Source organism: Paenibacillus sp. AN1007 (assembly GCF_040702995.1).
Lineage (GTDB): Bacteria > Bacillota > Bacilli > Paenibacillales > Paenibacillaceae > Paenibacillus.
Window position 1 is genome coordinate 6,157,343 of record NZ_CP159992.1, and the last position, 20,206, is coordinate 6,177,548.

Annotated in this window: 18 protein-coding genes; 16 read left to right on the forward strand and 2 right to left on the reverse strand. The window is 49.5% G+C overall.

The genetic code is table 11. From position 1 onward, the window contains the following. Positions 1-38 precede the first annotated feature (38 nt). The 7 genes from ABXS70_RS27610 to ABXS70_RS27640 all read left to right on the forward strand — a co-directional run bounded on the left by ABXS70_RS27610 (position 39) and on the right by ABXS70_RS27640 (position 6,837). On the forward strand, positions 39-791 hold the full coding sequence (locus ABXS70_RS27610) for a response regulator transcription factor (RefSeq protein WP_366292489.1): 753 nt from the start codon (positions 39-41) through the stop codon (positions 789-791). Next, on the forward strand, positions 788-1,963 hold the full coding sequence (locus tag ABXS70_RS27615; protein WP_366292494.1) for a HAMP domain-containing sensor histidine kinase: 1,176 nt from the start codon (positions 788-790) through the stop codon (positions 1,961-1,963). Before ABXS70_RS27610 ends, ABXS70_RS27615 begins: the two co-directional genes overlap by 4 nt. Continuing rightward, complete coding sequence (locus ABXS70_RS27620; protein WP_366292497.1) at positions 1,944-2,183, forward strand: ATP-binding protein; 240 nt, start codon at positions 1,944-1,946, stop codon at positions 2,181-2,183. The genes ABXS70_RS27615 and ABXS70_RS27620 overlap by 20 nt, the downstream gene beginning before the upstream one ends. Positions 2,184-2,369: 186 nt before the next feature. Beyond that, a complete protein-coding gene (locus ABXS70_RS27625) occupies positions 2,370-3,206 on the forward strand; it encodes a PepSY domain-containing protein (protein WP_366292500.1) in 837 nt (278 codons plus the stop codon). 203 nt (positions 3,207-3,409) lie between these two features. Then, positions 3,410-4,063 (forward strand): PepSY domain-containing protein, encoded by a 654-nt coding sequence (locus tag ABXS70_RS27630; RefSeq protein WP_342553330.1) that lies wholly within the window; start codon positions 3,410-3,412, stop codon positions 4,061-4,063. Positions 4,064-4,364: 301 nt separating this feature from the next. Continuing rightward, positions 4,365-5,162: an ABC transporter ATP-binding protein gene (locus ABXS70_RS27635; RefSeq protein ID WP_342556473.1), complete on the forward strand. Its 798-nt coding sequence runs from the start codon at positions 4,365-4,367 to the stop codon at positions 5,160-5,162. A 1-nt stretch (position 5,163) separates the two neighbouring features. Then, a complete protein-coding gene (locus tag ABXS70_RS27640; protein ID WP_366292503.1) occupies positions 5,164-6,837 on the forward strand; it encodes a hypothetical protein in 1,674 nt (557 codons plus the stop codon). Between the two features lie 1,119 nt (positions 6,838-7,956). Here the strand turns inward: ABXS70_RS27640 and ABXS70_RS27645 are convergent. Beyond that, on the reverse strand, positions 7,957-8,997 hold the full coding sequence (locus ABXS70_RS27645) for a Glu/Leu/Phe/Val dehydrogenase dimerization domain-containing protein (RefSeq protein ID WP_366292506.1): 1,041 nt from the start codon (positions 8,995-8,997) through the stop codon (positions 7,957-7,959). Positions 8,998-9,310: 313 nt separating this feature from the next. On the opposite strand from ABXS70_RS27645, the gene ABXS70_RS27650 reads away from it, so the two are divergent. The 7 genes from ABXS70_RS27650 (at position 9,311) to nikE (ending at position 17,159) form a co-directional block, all read left to right on the forward strand. Continuing rightward, a complete protein-coding gene (locus ABXS70_RS27650) occupies positions 9,311-9,826 on the forward strand; it encodes a DUF2179 domain-containing protein (RefSeq protein WP_342553327.1) in 516 nt (171 codons plus the stop codon). 308 nt (positions 9,827-10,134) lie between these two features. After that, positions 10,135-11,562, forward strand: coding sequence for a hypothetical protein (locus ABXS70_RS27655; protein ID WP_366292509.1), 1,428 nt, complete (start codon positions 10,135-10,137; stop codon positions 11,560-11,562). A gap of 284 nt (positions 11,563-11,846) precedes the next feature. Beyond that, positions 11,847-13,487: a nickel ABC transporter substrate-binding protein gene (gene nikA / locus ABXS70_RS27660; RefSeq protein WP_366292512.1), complete on the forward strand. Its 1,641-nt coding sequence runs from the start codon at positions 11,847-11,849 to the stop codon at positions 13,485-13,487. Positions 13,488-13,567: 80 nt separating this feature from the next. After that, positions 13,568-14,512 (forward strand): nickel ABC transporter permease subunit NikB, encoded by a 945-nt coding sequence (nikB, locus tag ABXS70_RS27665; protein WP_366292515.1) that lies wholly within the window; start codon positions 13,568-13,570, stop codon positions 14,510-14,512. Then, positions 14,509-15,339, forward strand: a complete 831-nt coding sequence (gene nikC / locus ABXS70_RS27670) for a nickel ABC transporter permease subunit NikC (RefSeq protein WP_366292518.1) — start codon at positions 14,509-14,511, stop codon at positions 15,337-15,339. The genes nikB and nikC overlap by 4 nt, the downstream gene beginning before the upstream one ends. Before the next feature lie 34 nt (positions 15,340-15,373). Next, complete coding sequence (locus ABXS70_RS27675) at positions 15,374-16,180, forward strand: ABC transporter ATP-binding protein (protein ID WP_366292521.1); 807 nt, start codon at positions 15,374-15,376, stop codon at positions 16,178-16,180. Positions 16,181-16,358: 178 nt separating this feature from the next. Beyond that, on the forward strand, positions 16,359-17,159 hold the full coding sequence (gene nikE / locus ABXS70_RS27680) for a nickel import ATP-binding protein NikE (protein ID WP_366292524.1): 801 nt from the start codon (positions 16,359-16,361) through the stop codon (positions 17,157-17,159). Between the two features lie 168 nt (positions 17,160-17,327). Here nikE and ABXS70_RS27685 read toward each other — a convergent pair whose 3' ends face one another. Next, positions 17,328-17,783, reverse strand: coding sequence for a hypothetical protein (locus tag ABXS70_RS27685; RefSeq protein ID WP_366292527.1), 456 nt, complete (start codon positions 17,781-17,783; stop codon positions 17,328-17,330). A gap of 250 nt (positions 17,784-18,033) precedes the next feature. Here ABXS70_RS27685 and ABXS70_RS27690 point away from each other — a divergent pair, with 250 nt between their 5' ends. Together ABXS70_RS27690 and ABXS70_RS27695 are read left to right on the forward strand one after the other, a co-directional pair. Further along, a complete protein-coding gene (locus ABXS70_RS27690) occupies positions 18,034-19,071 on the forward strand; it encodes an aminoglycoside phosphotransferase family protein (RefSeq protein ID WP_366292530.1) in 1,038 nt (345 codons plus the stop codon). A gap of 44 nt (positions 19,072-19,115) precedes the next feature. Further along, positions 19,116-20,114 carry a glycosyltransferase gene (locus ABXS70_RS27695; RefSeq protein ID WP_366292533.1) on the forward strand — a complete coding sequence of 333 codons (999 nt, stop codon included), beginning with the start codon at positions 19,116-19,118 and terminating at the stop codon, positions 20,112-20,114. Positions 20,115-20,206: the final 92 nt, after the last annotated feature.

The window sequence follows — 20,206 nt, forward strand, 5'->3', positions numbered from 1 at the left end:
AACGGGAGATTGATATGACGGATTGAGGGGGAGTCAGCATGAATGAGGCTGTGCTGGTCATTGAGGATGAGCCCAAGATTGCACGACTGCTTGAACTGGAGCTGCAGTATGAGGGATATCAGGTCACCAAGGCAGGGAGTGGGACGGAAGGGCTGGAAAAGTACATGGAAGGGAAATGGGACTTGGTCCTGTTGGACATCATGCTTCCTGGCCTGAGCGGCATTGAGGTTCTAAGGCGGATCCGAGCCAGAGATGCAGCGGTCCCAGTCCTCATGCTGACAGCCAAGGATTCGGTGGAAGACAAAGTGTCCGGGTTAGATCTAGGTGCCAATGACTATATTACCAAGCCGTTTCAGATCGAAGAACTGCTGGCAAGAGTTCGTGCAGCCCTGCGGCTTGCTGCAGCTGCTTCAGCAAGAGCGATGTCTAACGCAGCTGGACACGAGCCGGAACAGGGAACGGCGAATCAGCTGTATGAAGGGCAGGAAGAATGGTTAACTGCCGCGGATTTGAAGCTGAACGAGGGAACACGTGAGGTGTTTCGAAACGGACAAGCGATTGAGCTTACCCCGCGTGAGTTCGATCTGCTGGTATATCTGCTGCGCAATCAGCGTCAGGTACTCAGCCGGGATCAGATTGTGCAATCCGTGTGGGGATACGATTATTATGGCGATACCAATGTGGTGGATGTGTATATCCGTTATGTGCGCAAGAAGGTGGATAACGGATTCACACCACCCTTAATACATACCGTAAGGGGCGTAGGATACGTCCTGAAGGAGCAATCATGAGCCTGCGCAGTAAAATCTACGGATATTCGTCGGTTTTATTTGCCGTGCTGTTAACCGCAGTGAATCTGTCTGTATATCTCGTATTTGAGCGAGTATCCATTAATAATGAGATCAGACGGGTGGAAGCCGAGGCAGAATCTATCGTCACAGGGGTACGGCAGTCAGCCGGCTCCATTCCGCCAGATGATCTGCTCCGGGCTTATGCGCCCGTGAATGGCATGCTGCGTATTGTACATGAGGATGGAAGCAGTTCTCCGGTAACTACAACCGCTGCGTCCGAGCAGCTCAGCAAGCTCTCTTATCAATATGAGAATGAGAAAAAAGCAGAGTACATCCAGGTGGATCAGGTCGGATACGTGTGGGTTTCCATGCCATTAATCTGGCCGGATGGTGAAGTAGTCAACCTGCAGGTTACCCAGAGTGTGGCCGAAACAGAGGGCGGGCTTACGACCCTTCGCACCGTATTAGTGATCGTCACCATTATTGCGCTGATTCCTGCCGTGATTTCCAGCCGGATTTTAGCCAACCGCATGACAAGACCGATTCAGCAAATGACACGTACAATGAGTGATATTCAAGCCAGTGGGCATTTCAAGCGGCTTCCGGTGGAGGAGAAATCCAAGGATGAATTAACAACGATGGGCCAGACGTTCAATCGCATGATGGAGCTTCTGGAATCAAACTTTGAACGGCAGGAACGTTTCGTTTCGGATGCATCGCATGAGCTGAAAACCCCGCTCACCATTATTGAGAGCTACGCCAGTCTGCTCCAGCGTCGGGGCAAGGAGCGGCCTGAAGTGTTCGATGAAGCTGTGGAAGCGATTCTGTCTGAATCGGCCCGGATGCGTGAGATGACCGAGCAGCTGCTGCTGCTGGCCAAGCAGCCGGAGCAGTGGAATGTGCAGCTGGTACGCGTAGATATCGCCAAACTTGCTGCGGATTCCACCCGTGCCTTCCGTGAAGCGTACCATCGCAAAGTTTATTGTGAAGCTCAAGGTCCAGTCTGGGCGATAAGTGACGAGAGCAAGCTGAAGCAGATGGTGTTTATTTTGCTGGATAACGCACGGAAATATAGTGAAGATGCCATTAAAGTTCAAGTGGAGACACAGGGGGAGAAGCTGCCTAATCCGTATTGTCGATACAGGGATTGGTATGTCGGAGGAGAACCTTGAGAAGGTATTTGACCGTTTCTACCAGGTGGATATCTCCAGAACTCGAAGCATCACCGCCCGTGGGTCCGGGCTTGGACTTTCCCTTGCCAGAGAGCTGGCAGGTGCTGTCGGAGCAGAGATCAAACTCTTCAGTACCGAGGGTGTTGGTACGGAGGCTTGTATTATTTTGCCGCAATCCAGATTGGAAAGCTCAGCCCGTTCACTCAGCCCACTCTCATGAAATTCTCATACTTCCCCTCTATACTGGATAGTGATTTAATCTGAACTAAGCATATTCTCATAGAACAATTCAGTGACAGTATACATTGGGTGTGCTGTGATCCCCGGATTTTTTGAATATTTCCTTGTTATGGACAAATCTGGCGGCACAGGTGAAGGTGTGGGAGAGAATGAGGAGGAAGTGCATATGGCAGAGCAGGAACAACGGCCTGAAATGACACGAAGTGAGCATGAACATGAGTCTGGACGTAGGACTAAAAATACAGATAGAAGTAACGCGGGATACGGATCAGGTAAGATGCTTTGGGGGGGAGTCGGGATATTGGCTGTGGTACTTTTTGCGGCTGTGGTGTGGTGGAGACCGTGGGAACCTGCAGGTGAGCAGCTTTCTGCCGATGCAGCAGCACAATCCGTACTTGATCAATATCCGGGGGAGATTATTCATTCCACGCTGAAGGACGGCACGTATATGATGCAGCTTCGTTCGGAGACAGGTCTCTACGATGTGCAGGTCGATGCGTTTACGGCAGCGGTTCAATCGATTAAACGGCTGGAATCGAGTCCGCAGGTACAGGAGAAGACACTATGGAGTCGTGAGCAGATGAAGTCTGAGCTGCTGAAGCAAAGAGCCGGTGAGCAGCTTGTATCGCTGGAGCTGGTTGAACAGCAGGGCAGCCCTGTGTACACCGCAGTGGTGGAAGACCAAGACAACGGCCGTCATGAACTGACGATTGATCCATATACGGGCGAGATTCTTTCCTCCAAAGCGATCAAGTCACCTCCTGCATCACAAACCGGAGAAATGGATAAAGAACCGCAGTTTCTAAGTGAAAAGCAGGCCAAACAGAAGGCACTTGCGAGAATTCCCGGTGAAGTCGATGATGTGGAGCTGCGCGGCACGAACAGCGGCAATCCATATTACCTGGTCGAGATTGATCTGGAAGACGGACGGGAGGCTACGGTGCAGGTGAATGCGATCTCCGGTGCCATCCGTTCGGTGACTTGGGATAAGGACGATGATTAATTGATGTTGAAATGAGTGATGAAATATGATCGGCCGTAGGGTACTCGTGAAGATCTTTGGCTTTAATTATGTGATTCGCTGTAAAGGGTAAGCAGGCTCTCCTCATTTTCTCATCAAATTCTAATCTTTCTCTCGCTAATCTCTCATTCGTTCAGGTTATTCTATAACTGTAGACGAGAACGAGAACAACAGTGAGGAGATGAATGATGATGAATAAACATAAACTATGGATCGGCAGCCTGTCCGCAGCGGTGCTGCTTGGTGGATCAGCCGTCGCAGCCAGCGGCAGTATGAACGGACAACAGGCTCCGAAAGTACAATCTGAAATAACACAGTCCGCTCCAGCCTCAGCGGCTCAATCTACGAGTTCAAGTCAGAACAACTCAGGTAAGCTGCTGACAGCATCACAAGCCAAATCTATAGCGCTAAAGGCAGTGGAAGGCAAAGTTGACGATGTGGATCTGGAGCGCAGAAATGGCCAGACGTTCTACGAAGTCGAAATCGACAGAAAAGGCAGCCCGGATGCATCGGTTCGGCTGGATGCGTACACGGGCAAGATTTTGGCTGTGATCAATGACGATGATGACGATGACGATGATTATCGTGATAATGGAACAGCTGAAACTTCGAGTGCGTCTGCTTCCAATCAAGTGAAATTGACAGCTGTACAAGCATCGAACATTGCGCTGAAACAAGTGACTGGTGGAAAAGTGACCAAGGTTGAACTGGATCGTGACAACGGCCGTTATGTCTATGAGATTGAGCTGAGAACGACACAGGGCGAGGCTGATGTTGATATTGATGCCAACACGGGCAAGGTGCTGTCGGTTGATCAGGATTTTGACGACGAGGATTAATCGTTAACTCACTGAATATAGTATGTCTAAGATAAAAGCTTATGTGCGGTGTAATGATAGAATGGTAGGAAGGCGCTTCGAATGAAGCGTCTTTTTTGCTGTGCATATCCAGCGATTAGTTGGGAGAAACTGCGTGACACTGCCTGCTTAAGGTCTGTCCAAGGTTCGCCTGCTGCCCCATGCCCGTGGAAGGAATAGATTAGAGCGTTCATAGGTCATTGAATCCAAACTGTGGTAAACTAGTAGAATTGTAGAAAATGATATAGATAAGGAGCTGGATAACGAAGTGGCTGGAGAACAAATGCTATCAGGAATAGGCGTAGAACATGTGCTGTCAATTGAAGGCTTGCGTATGAGGTATAACGGACGTTATGTATTGAATGGCATCGATCTTGAAGTGAAACGCGGGGAGATGATTGGATATATCGGTCCGAATGGAGCGGGCAAGAGTACAACGGTCAAAATTTTGCTGGGATTGGTAGAAGGATATGTGGGAACCGTTCGTATTTTTGGACAGGATATCGCAGATGGCGATGTGGAGTATAAACGCAGAATCGGTTATGTGCCGGAAGTGGCAGAACTGTACGAACAATTAACTCCGGCGGAATATTTGACGTTTACGGGAGAATTGTACGGCTTGTCCTATGAAGATGCGGATTATAAAGCAAAGCTGCTGATGGATTGTTTCGGACTGGAGAAATCCTATCACTCGCGCATTGCCTCCTTCTCCAAAGGGATGCGTCAGAAAGTGCTGCTGATCTCGGCGCTGCTGCATGACCCTGATCTGCTTTTTCTGGATGAACCGCTTAGCGGACTGGATGCCAACAGTGTGATGGTGGTGAAGGAGATTCTGTCTCAGTTATCAGCCAAAGGTACAACCATCTTCTATTCATCACACATTATGGATGTGGTGGAGAAGATCAGCAGCCGGATTGTATTGATTGCCGAGGGTCGTGTCGTGGCAGATGGTACGTTCAAGCAGCTTCAGCAGCAATCCATGGAAGGGTCGCTGGAGGAAGTGTTTAATCAACTGACAGGCTTTAATGAACATAAGGCGATTGCTGAGCGCTTTGTGTCGATCGTGCAGGAGGTGAACTAATATGGCGGAATCCTCCGATTTCCGTACGCTCAAAATTCTGGATCGTTTTCGGCCGATGATCACCAAGACAGGTGCTGATTATGATGTGCTTCGCCTTATTTTGCGGGTGAAGTTCCAGATGGATCAGCGCAGAGTGCCAACGATTATGGCCGGAAGGCAAAAGAGTAAGGAGAACAAAGAAGGTAACCAGTATGTACGCTCTCTCTGGCTGTATGCCCTGATGGGTGCAATCATGGTCCCCTTTGTGGTCTGGAATACAGGACAATTCATGCTTCAGATGGGCATTCTGTTTGGCGTGCTTATGTTTATGATTATGACATCGATGATTTCGGATTTTTCATCCGTGCTTCTCGACATCCGGGATAGAAACATTATTTTGACCAAACCCGTCGATGCACGAACGGTGGGGATGGCCCGAGCTATTCACGCAGGGGTCTATCTGGTGCTGCTGACAGGGTCAGTGACGGCTGCGCCGCTGATTGCCGGGCTTGTTAAGCACGGGATTGGTTTCTTTTTACTCTTTCTGGTACAGATTATTCTGATCAGCACCCTGATCATGGTGACCACATCTCTCATCTATCTGTTCATGATGAGGTTTCTGGACGGGGAGAAGCTGAAAGACATGATTAATATGGTGCAGATTCTGCTTTCGGTTGGGATTGCGATTGGATATCAGTTTGTCATCCGCTCGTTTGATTTGATTGATTTCAGTGCGGTGTTCACTCCGGCATGGTGGCAGCTCCTGTTACCTCCGCTGTGGTATGCCGCCGCATATGATTGGTTTTTCTCCGGTGGCGGCGGAGTATGGATCTACACACTCACAGCGCTTGCTGTGGTTGTTCCGGTGATCGGTTTGATGATTTACGTGAAGCTTATGCCATCTTTTGAGCTGTATTTAGAAAAAATGGCTCATTCCGGCCAGACCTCAGAGCGCCGCCGGGGAAAGTGGGATCGCCTGGCTGCCAAGCTGTTCAGTCGCTCTAAAGAAGAGCAAGCCTGCTTCCGTCTGGCGTCCAGCATGATGCGCAATGAACGGGAGTTCAAGTTGAAAGTTTACCCATCGTTAGGGTTATCGTTAGTTATGCCTTATATTTTCTGGTATACAGCTTTACAATCATCGACCTGGTCAGAATTCAGGCAAAGTTCATTTGTGTATACCTTGTACATTATGCTCGTTCTTCTGATCAGCATCGTCATCATGCTGAAATATTCCGGCCAGTACAAGGCATCATGGATTTTTCGTGCAGCGCCGATGGTTAATGAGAATGTATTATATCGAGGAGCCTTGAAGGCATTCCTGAGCAATATAATCATACCTGTATTTCTGTTGAATGGCATTGTGTTCACCTGGACATTCGGACTTCGAGTTTTGCCAGATGTTTCCATTATACTGCTCACAGCTGCGGCACTGATTCCGGTATCAGGCAAGTTTATGCTGCAAAGGCCGCCGTTCTCCCAATCGTTCAGTATAGCGCAGCAAAGTGATGGTTGGTATATCTTTGCTGCTATACCGGTGTTTGCTTTACTGTGGGGTGTCCATGTCCTTTTCCGCTCCTTCTCCGGAGGGGTATGGATTTACGGAGTTATTTTGATCTTGGCGAATGCACTGCTGTGGACACTGCTGTATCGAGTGAAGAAACCAGGGGTGGACAAGTCCTCGTTGGTACAAAGTTAGATTCAAGTAATGGTTTGATTTCTTATCTTTGAGTCAACAAGTTGAAGAAGCGAAGAGCAAGTCGGATCGGTTTAGATGGCATAATCATTGTTGATACTGGGCGAAAGGTAAAAGAGAAGTAGGGTGGAGTGAAGTGAAAGGGAGCAGCGTGTTTAACGGTGCGTTGAAGGAGAATAAAGTGAAATGCGGTAAACTGCGGTGAAGTTCTGTAAAGTCCTGTAGAGTTAAGTTGACAGAGCGAATTGCGGTGCAGTAAAGGGCGGTGTAGTAAATTGCCGTAAAGGACAGTAAATTGAGGTGCGGTAAACTGCAGTGAAGTTCTGTGCTGTAGAGTACTGTGAAGTATAGTGAAGTGCTGTAGGATAATTAAGTAAAGTAAAGTAAGTAGGGAGTAAGATGAGTGACGCTCCTTGGAGACGCTAACGATCTCAGATGTGCTTATTTGAGCGATAAAAAGCCCTCAGGAATTCTAACGATCTCCAGTAACCTTATTTCTGCAAAAGAGGGTGTTTTAGCTCGATAAAGAGCTGGTTTTTGCAAAATAGCGTCTCTGGAGATCGTTAGTTTGAATAAACAAGGAAAATTGGTCTAATAACGTCTCCTGAGATCGTTAGAGTGTATCGCAAAGTAATGAAGTGTAGAAGTATTATTTGGAAATAATTGATATAATGTAGGCGGCTCCGTATCCGTAGTGCGGCTTTAATAATCAATACGATTGATTTATTATTCACTTCATCGACACGCATATTGGTTGTTACTTACATGTCGATATTTATTATCCAATGTACATTCTCCGTATATTCTTTCATACGAATTGTGCCTGAGGGTGGAAGTGACTTCCAAAACAGGTCAGAAGCCAGCCGGCTGCAAAGTTAACGAAATGCTGCTGCTGCCACAGCTGATACACTCCTTAGGGTTCATTAGCATTTTACTTGGTCCGGCCGGATTTCAGGATGGCTTCGGCCAGACGATCGGCTGCATCTGCAGTGGAGACCCCAGATTGCGCAGCTTCTGTGTATACTTTGCTGAGCGTGCCTGCAATCCCCGCCACTTTCTGGCGGATCTGGTCAGGCCCTGCGCCCTGCAGCTCGCAGGCGGTGCTGATGATGCCGCCTGCGCTCAGCACGTAGTCAGGCGCGTACAGGATGCCGCGCGCCTGCATGCGGCGACAATAGAGCAGCGAAGCTCCTCCACGGTCGCCGGGGTTAACACGCCCCCTAGGGCACAGGGGGCGAACACCGTGCAGTCAGCGGCGTGAATACGGGCCGGATCGGCCGAGATGGCGCCGCTGAACTGCACAAGGGCACGTTGTACACGTTCCGGTACAACGTCTGCCACGATCAGCCGTGCCCCGGCTGCATGCAGGTAACGGCACAGGGCATACCCGACCTTGCCCAGTCCCTGGACAGCAACAGGTAAGCCCTGCAGATCGGCTCCGCCCTGATGGCGCAGGGAGGTGACAATGCCGGTGTATACGCCATAGGCAGTCATGTCGGCAGTGAAGTCATCCTGTGCGCCGAGTGACCCTGTGGTATCCGTCACATATGCCGTCTCCAACCGGATCTGATCCATGTCTGACGCCGTAGTGCCCAGATCGAGCCCTGTCACGAATCGGCCTTTTAGCCGCTCCAAACACCGTCCCAGCGCTCGAAAGCGCAGGGCACGCAGCACTTCGCCCTTCGCAGGGTCCATCATCCTTCCGCCGAGCGTATCGCCTTTCCCGGAGTCTGCCAGCTTTTCGCCAACTGGCTCCCCTGCCAGTGTCTGGTCTGAAGCGTCAGTCTCATTCCAGACAACAGCCTTGCCGCCGCCATAAGGGAGACCTGCCATGGCATTTTTGTAGGTCATGCCTTTGGCCAGCTTTACCGCATCATGGATGGCTTCTTCTTCGGATGCATAGGTCCAGCAGCGGCATCCCCCTAGAGCCGGGCCCAAGGCGGTATTATGAATTGCAATGACTGCTTTAAGCCCGCTGGAGGGGTCGTGGCAAAAAACCAGCTCTTCCATGCCTCCACGTGCCATTTCCCGCCAGATCTGCATGACATACTCCTCCTTCAAAGTTATTCCTTCCTGTATCCGCCAAAGGCGTCTCCATTCCCTAAAAGCCTGCATCAAGTCGATCAACCAAAGCTGTATATTGCTGCGTATGGATATGGACACTGCCTATTCCAATGGTTCATACAGCATATTCAAGCTTTGGCTTTAACGCCCCTGATACCTTGCCGGGTTGAACATCGGTACAAAGGGTTTTATAATGGCAGTTCCGGTACACATGGACAAGACAGACGCCTGAAAATTTAGTTCAAGCCGTTTAGGAAGATGGCATAACGTCCAATGATGGAGATAGAGGAACGTGATGAGCTGTATGGAGCGGGTGCTGTTAAAAGGTTTCGCCGCGCTGGATTCAAATTTTCGCCATGCAGCATGTAATAAAGGCTGATTGACGGAAAAAGGCCAAGAAAGAGGGATGTCATTGCTTAAAATACTGTTATTTATCTTTTTGATCCAGATTGTATATGTATCAGCGTATACGCTTCGCATGATCCTAACGCTCAAAGGCCAGAAATATATCGCCGCCTTGATCAGCATGGGTGAGATTGTGATCTATGTGCTGGGCTTGAACCTTGTGCTTAACTATTTGAAGCAGCCAGAGGCGCTGATTGTGTATGCAGTGGGGTATGGACTTGGAGTACTGCTCGGTGCGTGGATTGAGGAAAAGATTGCACTAGGATATGTGACGGTTAAGGTGATTTGCAATCAGATGGACGGAGGTCTGGCAAATGCTCTGCGGGATAAAGGATATGGTGTAACCTCATGGGTTGGCAGCGGACGAGATGGAGATCGACTTGTCATGGAGATCCTCGCCAAACGCAAAAATCAGAAGCTGCTCTATCAAACCATCCTGGCTCTTGATCCCAAAGCGTTTGTCATTACGGTGGAGCCCAAACAGTTCCATGGCGGCTTCTGGACACGTTCTATTAAAAAGTAAAATCGGGCAGGTCTGCATTGGATGCAGTCCTGTCTTTTTTATTTCCATTTTCCGAGGATATGTTAATCCCTTCACAATCACTCCTTTCCTTCCGCAAATCCTGATTCAGAAGTTAACTTCATACGATACCAGGTTGCTTCGGGCACAGATCTCCTCCGTTCCGCCATTCCTCCTTTAGATGTGAGTTCAGGATTATTGTTGTAATCAATCCCACCATTTACATTGTGAATATGTCACTTGCGACATGGCATGCCGCAGAGGGACAGGCAGGACAGCTCCATATCAACCTTTCGGGAGGAATCAATTCGATGAAAAAAACAGTAAAAAGCTTATGCAGCACGGCTCTGGCTCTCACGCTGGGGTTCGCCTTATTATCCGGACCTGCGAGTGTGCAGGCAGCGGGTAATGCAGATTATAATTTGACTGGTTTCTCCCCAAGCAATACAGGCGGCGGGATCATCAGTGAGTCGAACACGTCCACGTACAAAAAAGTGTACAATGCTGCTGATCTGGCGCTGGCGCTAAAAAAGAACTCTGGTGTCAAAGTTGTCGAAATTATGAATGACCTTGAACTAGGATGGAACGAGATTCCAAGCGCGGCGCAGACGTCGCCTTTTGCCAAGCATAACGACGCTCTTACACATCCTGTATTGAAGCAGACCGGCGTCAGCAAAATTACGGTTGACGGCTTCAACGGCCTGACCATTTTCTCCGCCAACGGGTCCAAGATCAAGCATGCTGCCCTTACCATCAAACGAAGCACCAACGTTATGATTCGCAACCTGGAATTCGATGAGCTGTGGGAGTGGGATGAGTCCACCAAGGGCGACTACGACAAAAACGATTGGGATTACATTACGCTGGAAGACAGCAGCGGCGTATGGATCGATCACTGCACGTTTAACAAAGCCTATGACGGACTCGTCGATTCCAAAAAAGGAACCAGTGGCGTGACCATTTCCTGGTCTACCTTCAAAGGGGACGACGGCAGCGCAAACAGCTGGGTTACCCGCCAGATTAATGAGATGGAAGCAAACAAGGCTTCCTATCCAATGTACAACTACCTGCGCAGCAGCGCGGTTGGTTTAAGTAAAGAAGATATCATTGCCATCTCCGGTCCACAGAAAAAAGGTCATCTTGTCGGTGCAACCAGTCTGGAGCCGGCTAATGCCAATCTATCCATCACGCTGCATCACAATCTGTATAAGGACATTCAGGATCGCATGCCTCGTCTGCGCGGCGGTAATGCACATGCGTATAACATCATCATGGATGCCGCGAATGCCCGTGCTGCCCAATCGCGTATTTCGACCGCTATGGCAGCAGCTATCGCTTCTAAAGGTTACAAATTCGGTATTACCAGCAATGGCGCCATCTCCACCGAAAGCGGCGCTGTGCTGGTTGAAAAATCAGTGATCAAGGATGTGCAGTACCCTGTACGCAACAATCAGACGGACCCGGCTAATGCGGTGTACACAGGTAAAATCCGCATGGTAGATACGATCTACTCTCTGGATGGAAGCTCGTTCCGCGGCAGCAGTGATACAGCAGGCAGCCCGCTGGCTCCGATCCCGGCCGTAATCAAGCCGTTCTCATGGAATGGCTTCTCATCCCTTCCATACACGTATACTATGGACGATCCGTCTGCGCTGGATGCACGCCTTGCAGGTTCCAATGGTGCGGGTGCAGGCAAGCTGTCCTGGCCCAAGGATAACTGGCTGAAGACGAACTATTGATTTTTTAGAAGAACATATGAATCTAGAAATAAGCTGTTCTGCGAGTAAGAAGCGGAACAGCTTCTCGTTTTTTATAAGGTCATATTCGGGCTGGAGATATGATATCCGTGAAGCTTTTTGGATGAGCAGAGATGGCTTTCTTTAATTATTTAATATGGATGCAGACTATGTCGATTTTTGTTGACAAAAGGGAGGCTACTTCATATTCTTAATGAATATGAGAATCATTATCACGATAATGATCAGGTGAAGAATGAGAGAAGAGAGAAAAGGGGTTTATATCTATGTTAGGACAACAACACAAACGTTCTACTACCCTTATGATGGTGACAACACTGTTGTTGCTGTTATTTATCGTGGGTTGCAGTAATAAAGAGAGCAGTTCGGCGTCTTCTTCTGCTTCGGGAGATCAGGCGTCTTCGGCGAAGTCGATTACGATGTCTTGGCCGCGTGATATCGGTACAATGAATCCGCATACGTATAATCCGTCCCAATTGTTTGCCCAATCCATGATCTATGAGCCGCTGATCAGTTACCAGAAGGATGGTAAACTGGAGCCGGCACTTGCGGAGTCCTGGACCATCTCTGATGATGGCAAAGTATATACATTCAAGCTGCGCCAAGGGGTGAAATTCTCCGATGGCACGCCTTTTAATGCGGAAATTGTGAAGAAGAATTTTGATTCCATCATGAAAAATAAAAAAACACACAGCTGGTTGGGTATTATTGGCGTGCTGGACAAAATCGAGGTCGTGGATGACCGTACGTTCCGCATGACACTTACCGAGCCGTATTATCCTGTACTTCAGGATTTGTCCGTTGTACGTCCGTTCCGCTTCCTCGGTGCGGCTGGATTCCCGGATGACGGGGATACATCCAAAGGCATCAAAGAGCCAGTTGGTACGGGGCCATGGATGCTGGCTGATTATAAACAAGATGAGTACGCGGTCTTCAAACGTAACCCGAATTACTGGGGAACTGCACCCGCATTTGATCAGATTACTGTGAAAATCATCCCCGATGCAGAGACACGTGTGCTTGCTTTTGAAAAAGGCGATCTGGATCTGATTTACGGTGAAGGTGTGATCAGTCTGGATGCGTTCCAACAGCTTCGCGAGAACGATAAATATGTAAGCGAACTGTCTGACCCTGTAGGTACTCGTGACCTGCTGCTGAACTCTTCGAATCCGAAGTTGTCCGATGTGAGAGTGCGGAAGGCACTGCAGCAGGGCTTCAACAAGAAAGCAATGGTGGAAGGCGTTACGTCGGGTCTGGAAGAACCGGCTGATACGGCACTGTCCAAAAACTATCCGTATACCGATGTGGACCTGAAACCGATTGAATATAACGTGGAGCAATCCAAAGCACTGCTGGACGAAGCAGGCTGGAAGATGCCGGCTGGTGGAACGGTGCGTGAGAAAGACGGACAGAAGCTGGAATTCGAATTGATTTTTGATAAAACCGATCCGATTCAAAAAGCGATGGGCGAAACCATTCAGGCGGAATGGAGCGAGCTGGGGGTCAAAGTAAACCTTACCGGACTTGAACTAACGGTACAGATTAAACGTCTGAAAGCCAATGATTTCGATCTGTACTTCTGGTACAATTACGGGGCACCATACGATCCGCATTCCTTCATTAACGTCGTAGCAAGCCCGGGATTCGGAATCTCCGAGACACTTACTGCTTTGCCGATGAAGAAGGAACTGGACGAGCAGGTGCACGCAGCACTGTCCTCTACAGACGAGAAGAAACGTCAGGAACTGTATACATCCATCCTGACGACACTGCAGGAGCAATCGGCCATTGTACCGATCTCTTATGTGAAGAAAACAGCTGTATATCAGAAGAAAATTGCTAAGTTTGTCTTCCCGGCGAACCGCGATGAGAATCCGTTTGTGGGAATGCAGCTGAGCAATCCGTAATCATAAAGAAAATTCAGAAAAGAGATAACACATCAGGCAACAAGAGCTTGTGTGGCAGGGTAAAAGGGGAGGAAAGTTTGGTGATCGGCTATATAGGTAAACGAATGATCGCGATCATTCCTATCGTTTTTATCGCTACACTTGTCACTTTTGGGCTGATCCATATTTCACCGGTTGATCCGGCCGAAGCGTATCTCACAGCAGCACATATCTATCCAACACCAGAATTGTTGGCAGAGAAGCGGCATGAATTCGGTCTGGATCGCCCTTTATTCACTCAGTATGTTGATACGTTGAAGAGAATAGCTCAGCTGGATTTCGGCACCTCGTATCTCACCAACAAACCGGTGATCGATGAGGTGATGGATAAATTCCCAGCCACGGCAGAACTGGCCTTGTGGAGCATTATATTCTCTGCACTGGTGAGCATTCCTTTGGGGATTTTGGCGGCGGTATACAAAAACAGCTGGATTGATATGGTCAGCCGGGCCATATCTTATTTTGGAGCTTCTATTCCGCAGTTTTGGCTGGGTTATCTGCTTATTTTCTTTTTTGCAGTCAAACTGGACTGGCTTCCCGTCGAAGGGCGCGGCTCCTGGGAGAACCTGGTGCTGCCTACGCTTACGCTTTCCATGGTGATGATTGCGTTATACACCCGTATGCTGCGCACCAGTGTATTGGAGCAGCTGCAGGAATCGTATGTGCAGTACGCCAGAACCCGCGGCATACGTGAACGGGTTATCATGCTGAAACATGTGCTCAAGATTGCCATCACTCCGTTTATTACAGGAATGGGTATGACTATGGGCAGGCTGTTAACCGGAACGATTATCGTAGAACAAGTCTTCTCGTGGCCGGGCTTTGGACGTTACTTTGTGGAAGCGATCTTTAACCGGGATATTCCGGTGATCCAATGTTATGTCTTTATCTCGGCTTGTCTGTTCATCGTATGTAATCTGATCGTTGATCTGGTGCAGCTGTATATGGACCCGCGGATTTCAGCGAAAGGACGGGCAGAGCATTGATGAACCGATGGCGAACGATGTTTCGAGGGAAAAAAATAATTTGGATTTGCTCTGCTATGATCATTCTATTCTTCATCCTGGCACTGCTGGCTCCATGGATTGCACAACATGATCCTGTGAAGGTTAATCTGCTGCAGAAGCTGAAGGATCCATCTGCCGAGCACTGGCTTGGCACAGATCATCTGGGAAGGGATAACCTCTCCAGACTTCTCTATGGAGCGCGGATTTCGATTGGATTTGCCACGATGATCTTCCTGTCGTCTTTGATTATCGGACTGATCGTTGGTTCCGTCTCCGGTTATCTGGGCGGCTGGATCGACAATGTGCTGATGCGTTTATGTGAAGGTATACTGGCATTTCCGCAGTTGGTATTGGTGCTGGGCATTGTAGGAATATTCGGTCCAGGTCTAATGCAGATTCTGCTGGCGCTCATGATGGTACAGTGGGTACATTATGCACGGATTTGCCGGAATATGGTTGTCAGCTTAAAGGAACGAAATTTTATTGCAGCCGCTCGAATCAGCGGATCTTCCACCTGGACGATCATCCGCAAACATATCATTCCCAATGTGCAGCGTCCTATCGTTGTTATGGGGACACTGGAGATGGGCTGGGCGATCATGGATATCTCGGCCCTGTCCTTCCTGGGACTTGGCATTCAGCCGCCTAATGCGGAGTGGGGAGCCATGATTCATGAAGGCACAGGGTATATTCGCAGTCATCCAGAGCTGATGATCTATCCGGGTGCAGCTATTCTGCTGGTTGTAATGACGTTTAACATTTTGGGAGAGGCATTATCCGAGCGTTATGGTATTTCCAAAAAGTAATCGTGAAACTAACTGAACAAGGGGGAGTGTGACGATGGACGAGGCAGAGATTGTACTTGCAGTGCGTGATCTAGAGGTTAAGCTCAAGACAGCGGAGGGAGCCGTCCCGTTACTGGAACCTGTTCAGTTTAATTTGAAAAGAGGTCAGGTATTTGGCTTGGTTGGGGAGAGTGGCTGCGGCAAAACCGTGACGTGTAACGCGCTGCTGCGCCTGCTTCATCCCCGCAGAATGGAATCGTCGGGCAACATTCGTCTGAACGGGAGAGAACTCAGCTCTTTATCGGAAGAAGAAATGCGGCGGATCCGGGGCAAAGATATCGGATTCATTATGCAGAATCCAATGAATGCTTTCACCCCCGTGTATACGATCGGCTCTCAATTCATTGAAACGCTGCGAACCCATGCAAAGATGTCCAAAGCAGAGGCGCGGGATCAAGCCATTGCTGCGCTGGCTGATATGAACCTGCCTGATCCGGCAAAGCTGATGAGACGTTATCCTTTCCAGCTCAGCGGAGGTCAGCTGCAGCGTGTCATGATTGCCGTTTCGATGTGTCTGAGGCCTGCTCTTGTTATTGCCGACGAGCCAACGACAGCGCTGGATGTGGTGAACCAGTTAAATGTGCTGCGAGAACTGGATCGGCTCCGCAAGGAGCACGGCACATCAATCCTGCTCATCTCCCACGATCTCGGCGTCATCTCTCAGATGGCAGACGAAGTCGCCGTTATGCAGAAGGGGCGGATCATCGAACAGGCAGATGTATACCAATTGTTCGATCATCCACAGCATGAGTATACGCGGATGCTGCTCCATGCTCGGCCGAAGTTGTCTCTGGGACACTAGAAGTTGTCTTTGGCTGCTGAAGGAGTAGACCGGGGCATGCTGTCACGGGCTTCAGGGGTCAATATGTCCTAATCGTGCGGGGACTTGTTAGAGCCGAGCCGAGGACAGGATGGGTGTAGAGTTTTACGGAGCGCTCTGGGTGAATGGGTCTGAACAAGGAAGGAGGGTGACCAACCGGATGTTAAAAGTAAATGAAGTAAGTCATCGTTATGGCAAGCGGAGCTGGCTGGAACGTTCGGGATCACGCCCTCCTGTTCTGACCGATGTTTCTCTTACGATTGAGCAAGGTGTATGTCTAGGTCTTCTGGGAACGAGTGGGGCAGGTAAAAGCACCTTGGGCAAAATCATTCTGGGGCTGGAAAGACCAAGTCAGGGTCAGGTGTTTTTCCAGGGCCAGGACATCTACCGAGCGGATAAAACAGTGCTTAAAGGGCTGCGTCGTGACCTGCAGGTTGTTTTCCAGGATTGCTACTCGGCTGTGAATCCGATGATGACAGCAGCACAGATCATTGGAGAGCCGCTGGATAATTACGAGCGATTGTCAGCTAAGGAGCAGCAGCGCATCGTTGAACAGCTGCTTGTTCAGGTCGGGCTCACCCCGCAGGATGCGGGCAAACTTCCACATCAGTTCAGCGGCGGGCAGCTGCAGCGGGTGAACATTGCCAGAGCTATTGCACTTAAGCCAAAGTTGATCGTGCTCGATGAATCGATCAGCAGTCTGGATATGGTGCACCAGACACAGATTCTGTCCCTGCTGGCAGAGCTGCGAGCATCGTACGGGCTGTCCTATCTGTTTATCACACATGACATCCGTGCCGCGCTGACCATCTGTGACAGCATCGCAGTGATGGATCAGGGAAGGCTGGTCTATACGGGGGATGCCACGGATTCCATCTTGGAGTCGGATCAGCCTGCTGTCCGGCAGCTGGTGTCCTCCATTCTGCCCGAGCATCCGTCAGGCCGAATTGTGTTTGAGTGAATGATGAAGCATACCAAGCAAACCAAAATAATCAGAGCAGTCTGCATTGGTTATACATGGATGAAAAAGGGAATGACCAAAAGGACCAGTCGAATTTTATCGGACTGGTCCTTTTGGTTATGACTGGAATCGGGATTAGAATCCAGTCATAACCTGAATGCCTTATTCTTAGCATTCACCCTTATTCTTCACTTCAATTAGATAAGATGAAGCGATAACCTCTACATAACTGTCATACCCGGCGACAAGGTAATGCTTCAGATCAAGGCGATTACGGGGATCGAATAGCGTTTTTTTTTCGTCTAGAATGGGTGAATCCACGACCTGATAAAAGCCGGGATCGGGGTGATAGCCGTTTGACTCCCAAAAGTGAAGTACATCCTCAGTGTGAGGAATTCCTTCTACCTGACCTGCATACAGCTCGAAGAAATTGAGCGTAACGCATCGCAGTTCAGCAGCGGTGCTGAAAGTAAATTCTGCTTCTCGGTATTGATCGAGAGGCATATCCTCACGCGTCTGTACATCTACACGTAAAGTTACACCGCCAGACTCCGTATAGGTGGCATGCAGATCGGTTGTGGAGATGCGAAAATCTACTTTTTCAGGCATTAGTACAATGCTCATAGTTGTTCCTCCTATGTAAAGGTGTACCCTTGGAATCGGCTATTCCATTATATCATTGTGCACAGAGAGATCGGAAAGGAATGAGCTGCACGGGTACAAACATGGCGGCCATTTAGCGGTGATAGGATAAACGATCTCGTAATATGTCTCTGTTTTCCAGTAAGAAGGACCACTTGCAGGCCGTTCGCCTGCAACGTATGATGAATAGAAATCCTGTACGGAACAGTTAGACAGAGAGGAGGAGAAGTTTATGAAGCATGCGGAGAGCTCCCAAGACATGCAGGCCATGCAGCGTACACAGAACGTAAATTATATGGAGAGCAAGCAGCATCCGGAGCGCTGGGTGACATCCGAAGGAACATTAGACGAGCAGCAGATCGCAGGCCGGCAGCTGCTCTATCAGGGCATGAACGGCAGACATGTGGAACGATTTACTGCTCGGTCGGGTCAGACTTATATTTTCAAACCGCTGACGAATCCTGCGCAGCATGGACGGGAACGCTGGATGTACAAGCATGTGATGCCGGAGTTACCTCCGGTGTATCCGCAGCTCATCGCGGCTTCGGATCAGGCGGCGGCTCCGGAGCGGAGCTGGATGATCTACGAAGACATGGGACAGCTGCAGCATCAATCATGTGAATCGGCCATGCTTCGTGCAGCGGCTCATATGGCAGAGTGGCATGCACTTCCCTTCGCTGCCGCTTGGCATGAACTGCCGCGAGTCGGTCATAAACCGCCCATCCGGGATATGCTGGATGAACTGCAACAGCATCAGTCAGCAACGGATGAACTTCTAAGCAAACTGCATCTGACGTTGTCTGCAGCGGACTGGGACAGACTCACCATGCTAATCCTTACGGCAGAGGACGAGTTGCCGCTGGTACTATGTCATGGTGATCTACATCCCGGCAATGTGGCTGAGGCGGTGGACAGATTGATCATCCTGGACTGGGAGCATGCTCACTTGAATACGCCGCTGTGGGATGTTTATCATCTGCTGGATTTGTCGCATCCACTCTTTCCTCGACCGATGACGCCGGGGCTGCGGGCGCGCGTGATGAAGGTGTATCTGGACAAACTGGAGAGCCTTGGCGTACAGGTTGAACGGGGTTCTTTTGCAAAGTGGTACGATGCTTATGCGATTGTATTCTCGCTCTGGATGCTGCATCTGATCGACGGTGATCTAAAGAATCCGGACTGTGTGTGGCCGCAGGGACAGCTGCGCAATCAATGGCATGAGACGGCCGCGGCGCTGGAACAGTGCATGAAACATTTGAACGGGCATTAGAAATAAAACGGTTGAAGTGAAAAATGAAACAAGGGGTGAAAAGTATGCGTAAAGTCGGATTGGTTATGCGTAAAATTCAATTCACGGAGGCTCAGGGACCGCGGGTGTTCGCGGATCGACTGAAGCAGATCGGGCTGGAGCTGGGCGTGGACATTGTGTTCATCTCACCGGAGCGTCATGTGAGCGGGTATGACTGGCTGCCTGGATACGAGCATGAGAAGGGTGACCTGGTGAACTATGATATCGTGCTCGATCAGATCCACAGCCAAAATATTGAGCATGTGATCTATACGGTATCGGGATTTACATTTTTAAAGATGTTTTTGCCGAAAAGTGTACTGTTTCCACACAGTTTCCCTGACCCGGCACTGACGGGGTATGAGATGATGAAGCCGTTCTACACGATGGTGGATAAAGCGATTGTACAGACCGAGTTTTTGAAAAGAGAGCTTGGGCGCAATTTCGGTGTTCATGACGTGAGCGTCATTCCGATTGGCTTCAACGAAGAGCTGGCGCACCGCCATTATGACCCGAGTCAGGTCGTTCACAATCGCGTGCTCTGGATCGGGCGGGATGAGGCGAATCGCCGTCCCGACCTTGTGCTGGAATATGCCCGTCAGAACCCGGACAAGGAAGTGTACATGGTATTTGGCGGTGTGCGCTACCAGGAGAGCATGAAGAAATACGATATCCCAAGTAACGTGAAGCTGAAGTTTGCACTTACCCAGGATGAGATATTTACGCTGATGAACTCAGCCAAGGTGTACTGGAGCTGTTCAGCGTTTGATACGTTTGCGATGCCGCTGACGGAAGCGATGGCGATGGGGAAAATGGTCGTGAAGCCCGAGCATGCCTGCTACGGGCATATAAGGTCCACGCATGCCTTTGCCGGAAATGAGGATAACTGGTTTGAGCTGGTGAACATGGCAGCAGCTGCACCGCGCAGTGTATCGGAGGATAACCGGGAATATGCATTTGGTGCCTTTTCAAGGACCATTATGAAGGAAGGGTATCGGAACTTTTTCGCAGACTGGCTGAAGTAAGAGCGCCACGGTATGAATATGTATGGATAAAAAGCGATCATTCTAGTTCATGCTCTATGGAGAGGTTACACCGTAATGCAGCTCCGCAGCGG

Bases quoted from the DNA above. Each gene is read 5' to 3' on its own strand.
- ABXS70_RS27610 (WP_366292489.1), top strand. From the start codon at position 39: ATGAATGAGGCTGTGCTGGTCATTGAGGATGAGCCCAAGATTGCACGA.
- ABXS70_RS27615 (WP_366292494.1), top strand. From the start codon at position 788: ATGAGCCTGCGCAGTAAAATCTACGGATATTCGTCGGTTTTATTTGCC.
- ABXS70_RS27620 (WP_366292497.1), top strand. From the start codon at position 1,944: ATGTCGGAGGAGAACCTTGAGAAGGTATTTGACCGTTTCTACCAGGTG.
- ABXS70_RS27625 (WP_366292500.1), top strand. From the start codon at position 2,370: ATGGCAGAGCAGGAACAACGGCCTGAAATGACACGAAGTGAGCATGAA.
- ABXS70_RS27630 (WP_342553330.1), top strand. From the start codon at position 3,410: ATGATGATGAATAAACATAAACTATGGATCGGCAGCCTGTCCGCAGCG.
- ABXS70_RS27635 (WP_342556473.1), top strand. From the start codon at position 4,365: ATGCTATCAGGAATAGGCGTAGAACATGTGCTGTCAATTGAAGGCTTG.
- ABXS70_RS27640 (WP_366292503.1), top strand. From the start codon at position 5,164: ATGGCGGAATCCTCCGATTTCCGTACGCTCAAAATTCTGGATCGTTTT.
- ABXS70_RS27655 (WP_366292509.1), top strand. From the start codon at position 10,135: ATGAAAAAAACAGTAAAAAGCTTATGCAGCACGGCTCTGGCTCTCACG.
- nikA (WP_366292512.1), top strand. From the start codon at position 11,847: ATGTTAGGACAACAACACAAACGTTCTACTACCCTTATGATGGTGACA.
- ABXS70_RS27675 (WP_366292521.1), top strand. From the start codon at position 15,374: ATGGACGAGGCAGAGATTGTACTTGCAGTGCGTGATCTAGAGGTTAAG.
- nikE (WP_366292524.1), top strand. From the start codon at position 16,359: ATGTTAAAAGTAAATGAAGTAAGTCATCGTTATGGCAAGCGGAGCTGG.
- ABXS70_RS27685 (WP_366292527.1), bottom strand. From the start codon at position 17,783: ATGAGCATTGTACTAATGCCTGAAAAAGTAGATTTTCGCATCTCCACA.
- ABXS70_RS27690 (WP_366292530.1), top strand. From the start codon at position 18,034: ATGAAGCATGCGGAGAGCTCCCAAGACATGCAGGCCATGCAGCGTACA.
- ABXS70_RS27695 (WP_366292533.1), top strand. From the start codon at position 19,116: ATGCGTAAAGTCGGATTGGTTATGCGTAAAATTCAATTCACGGAGGCT.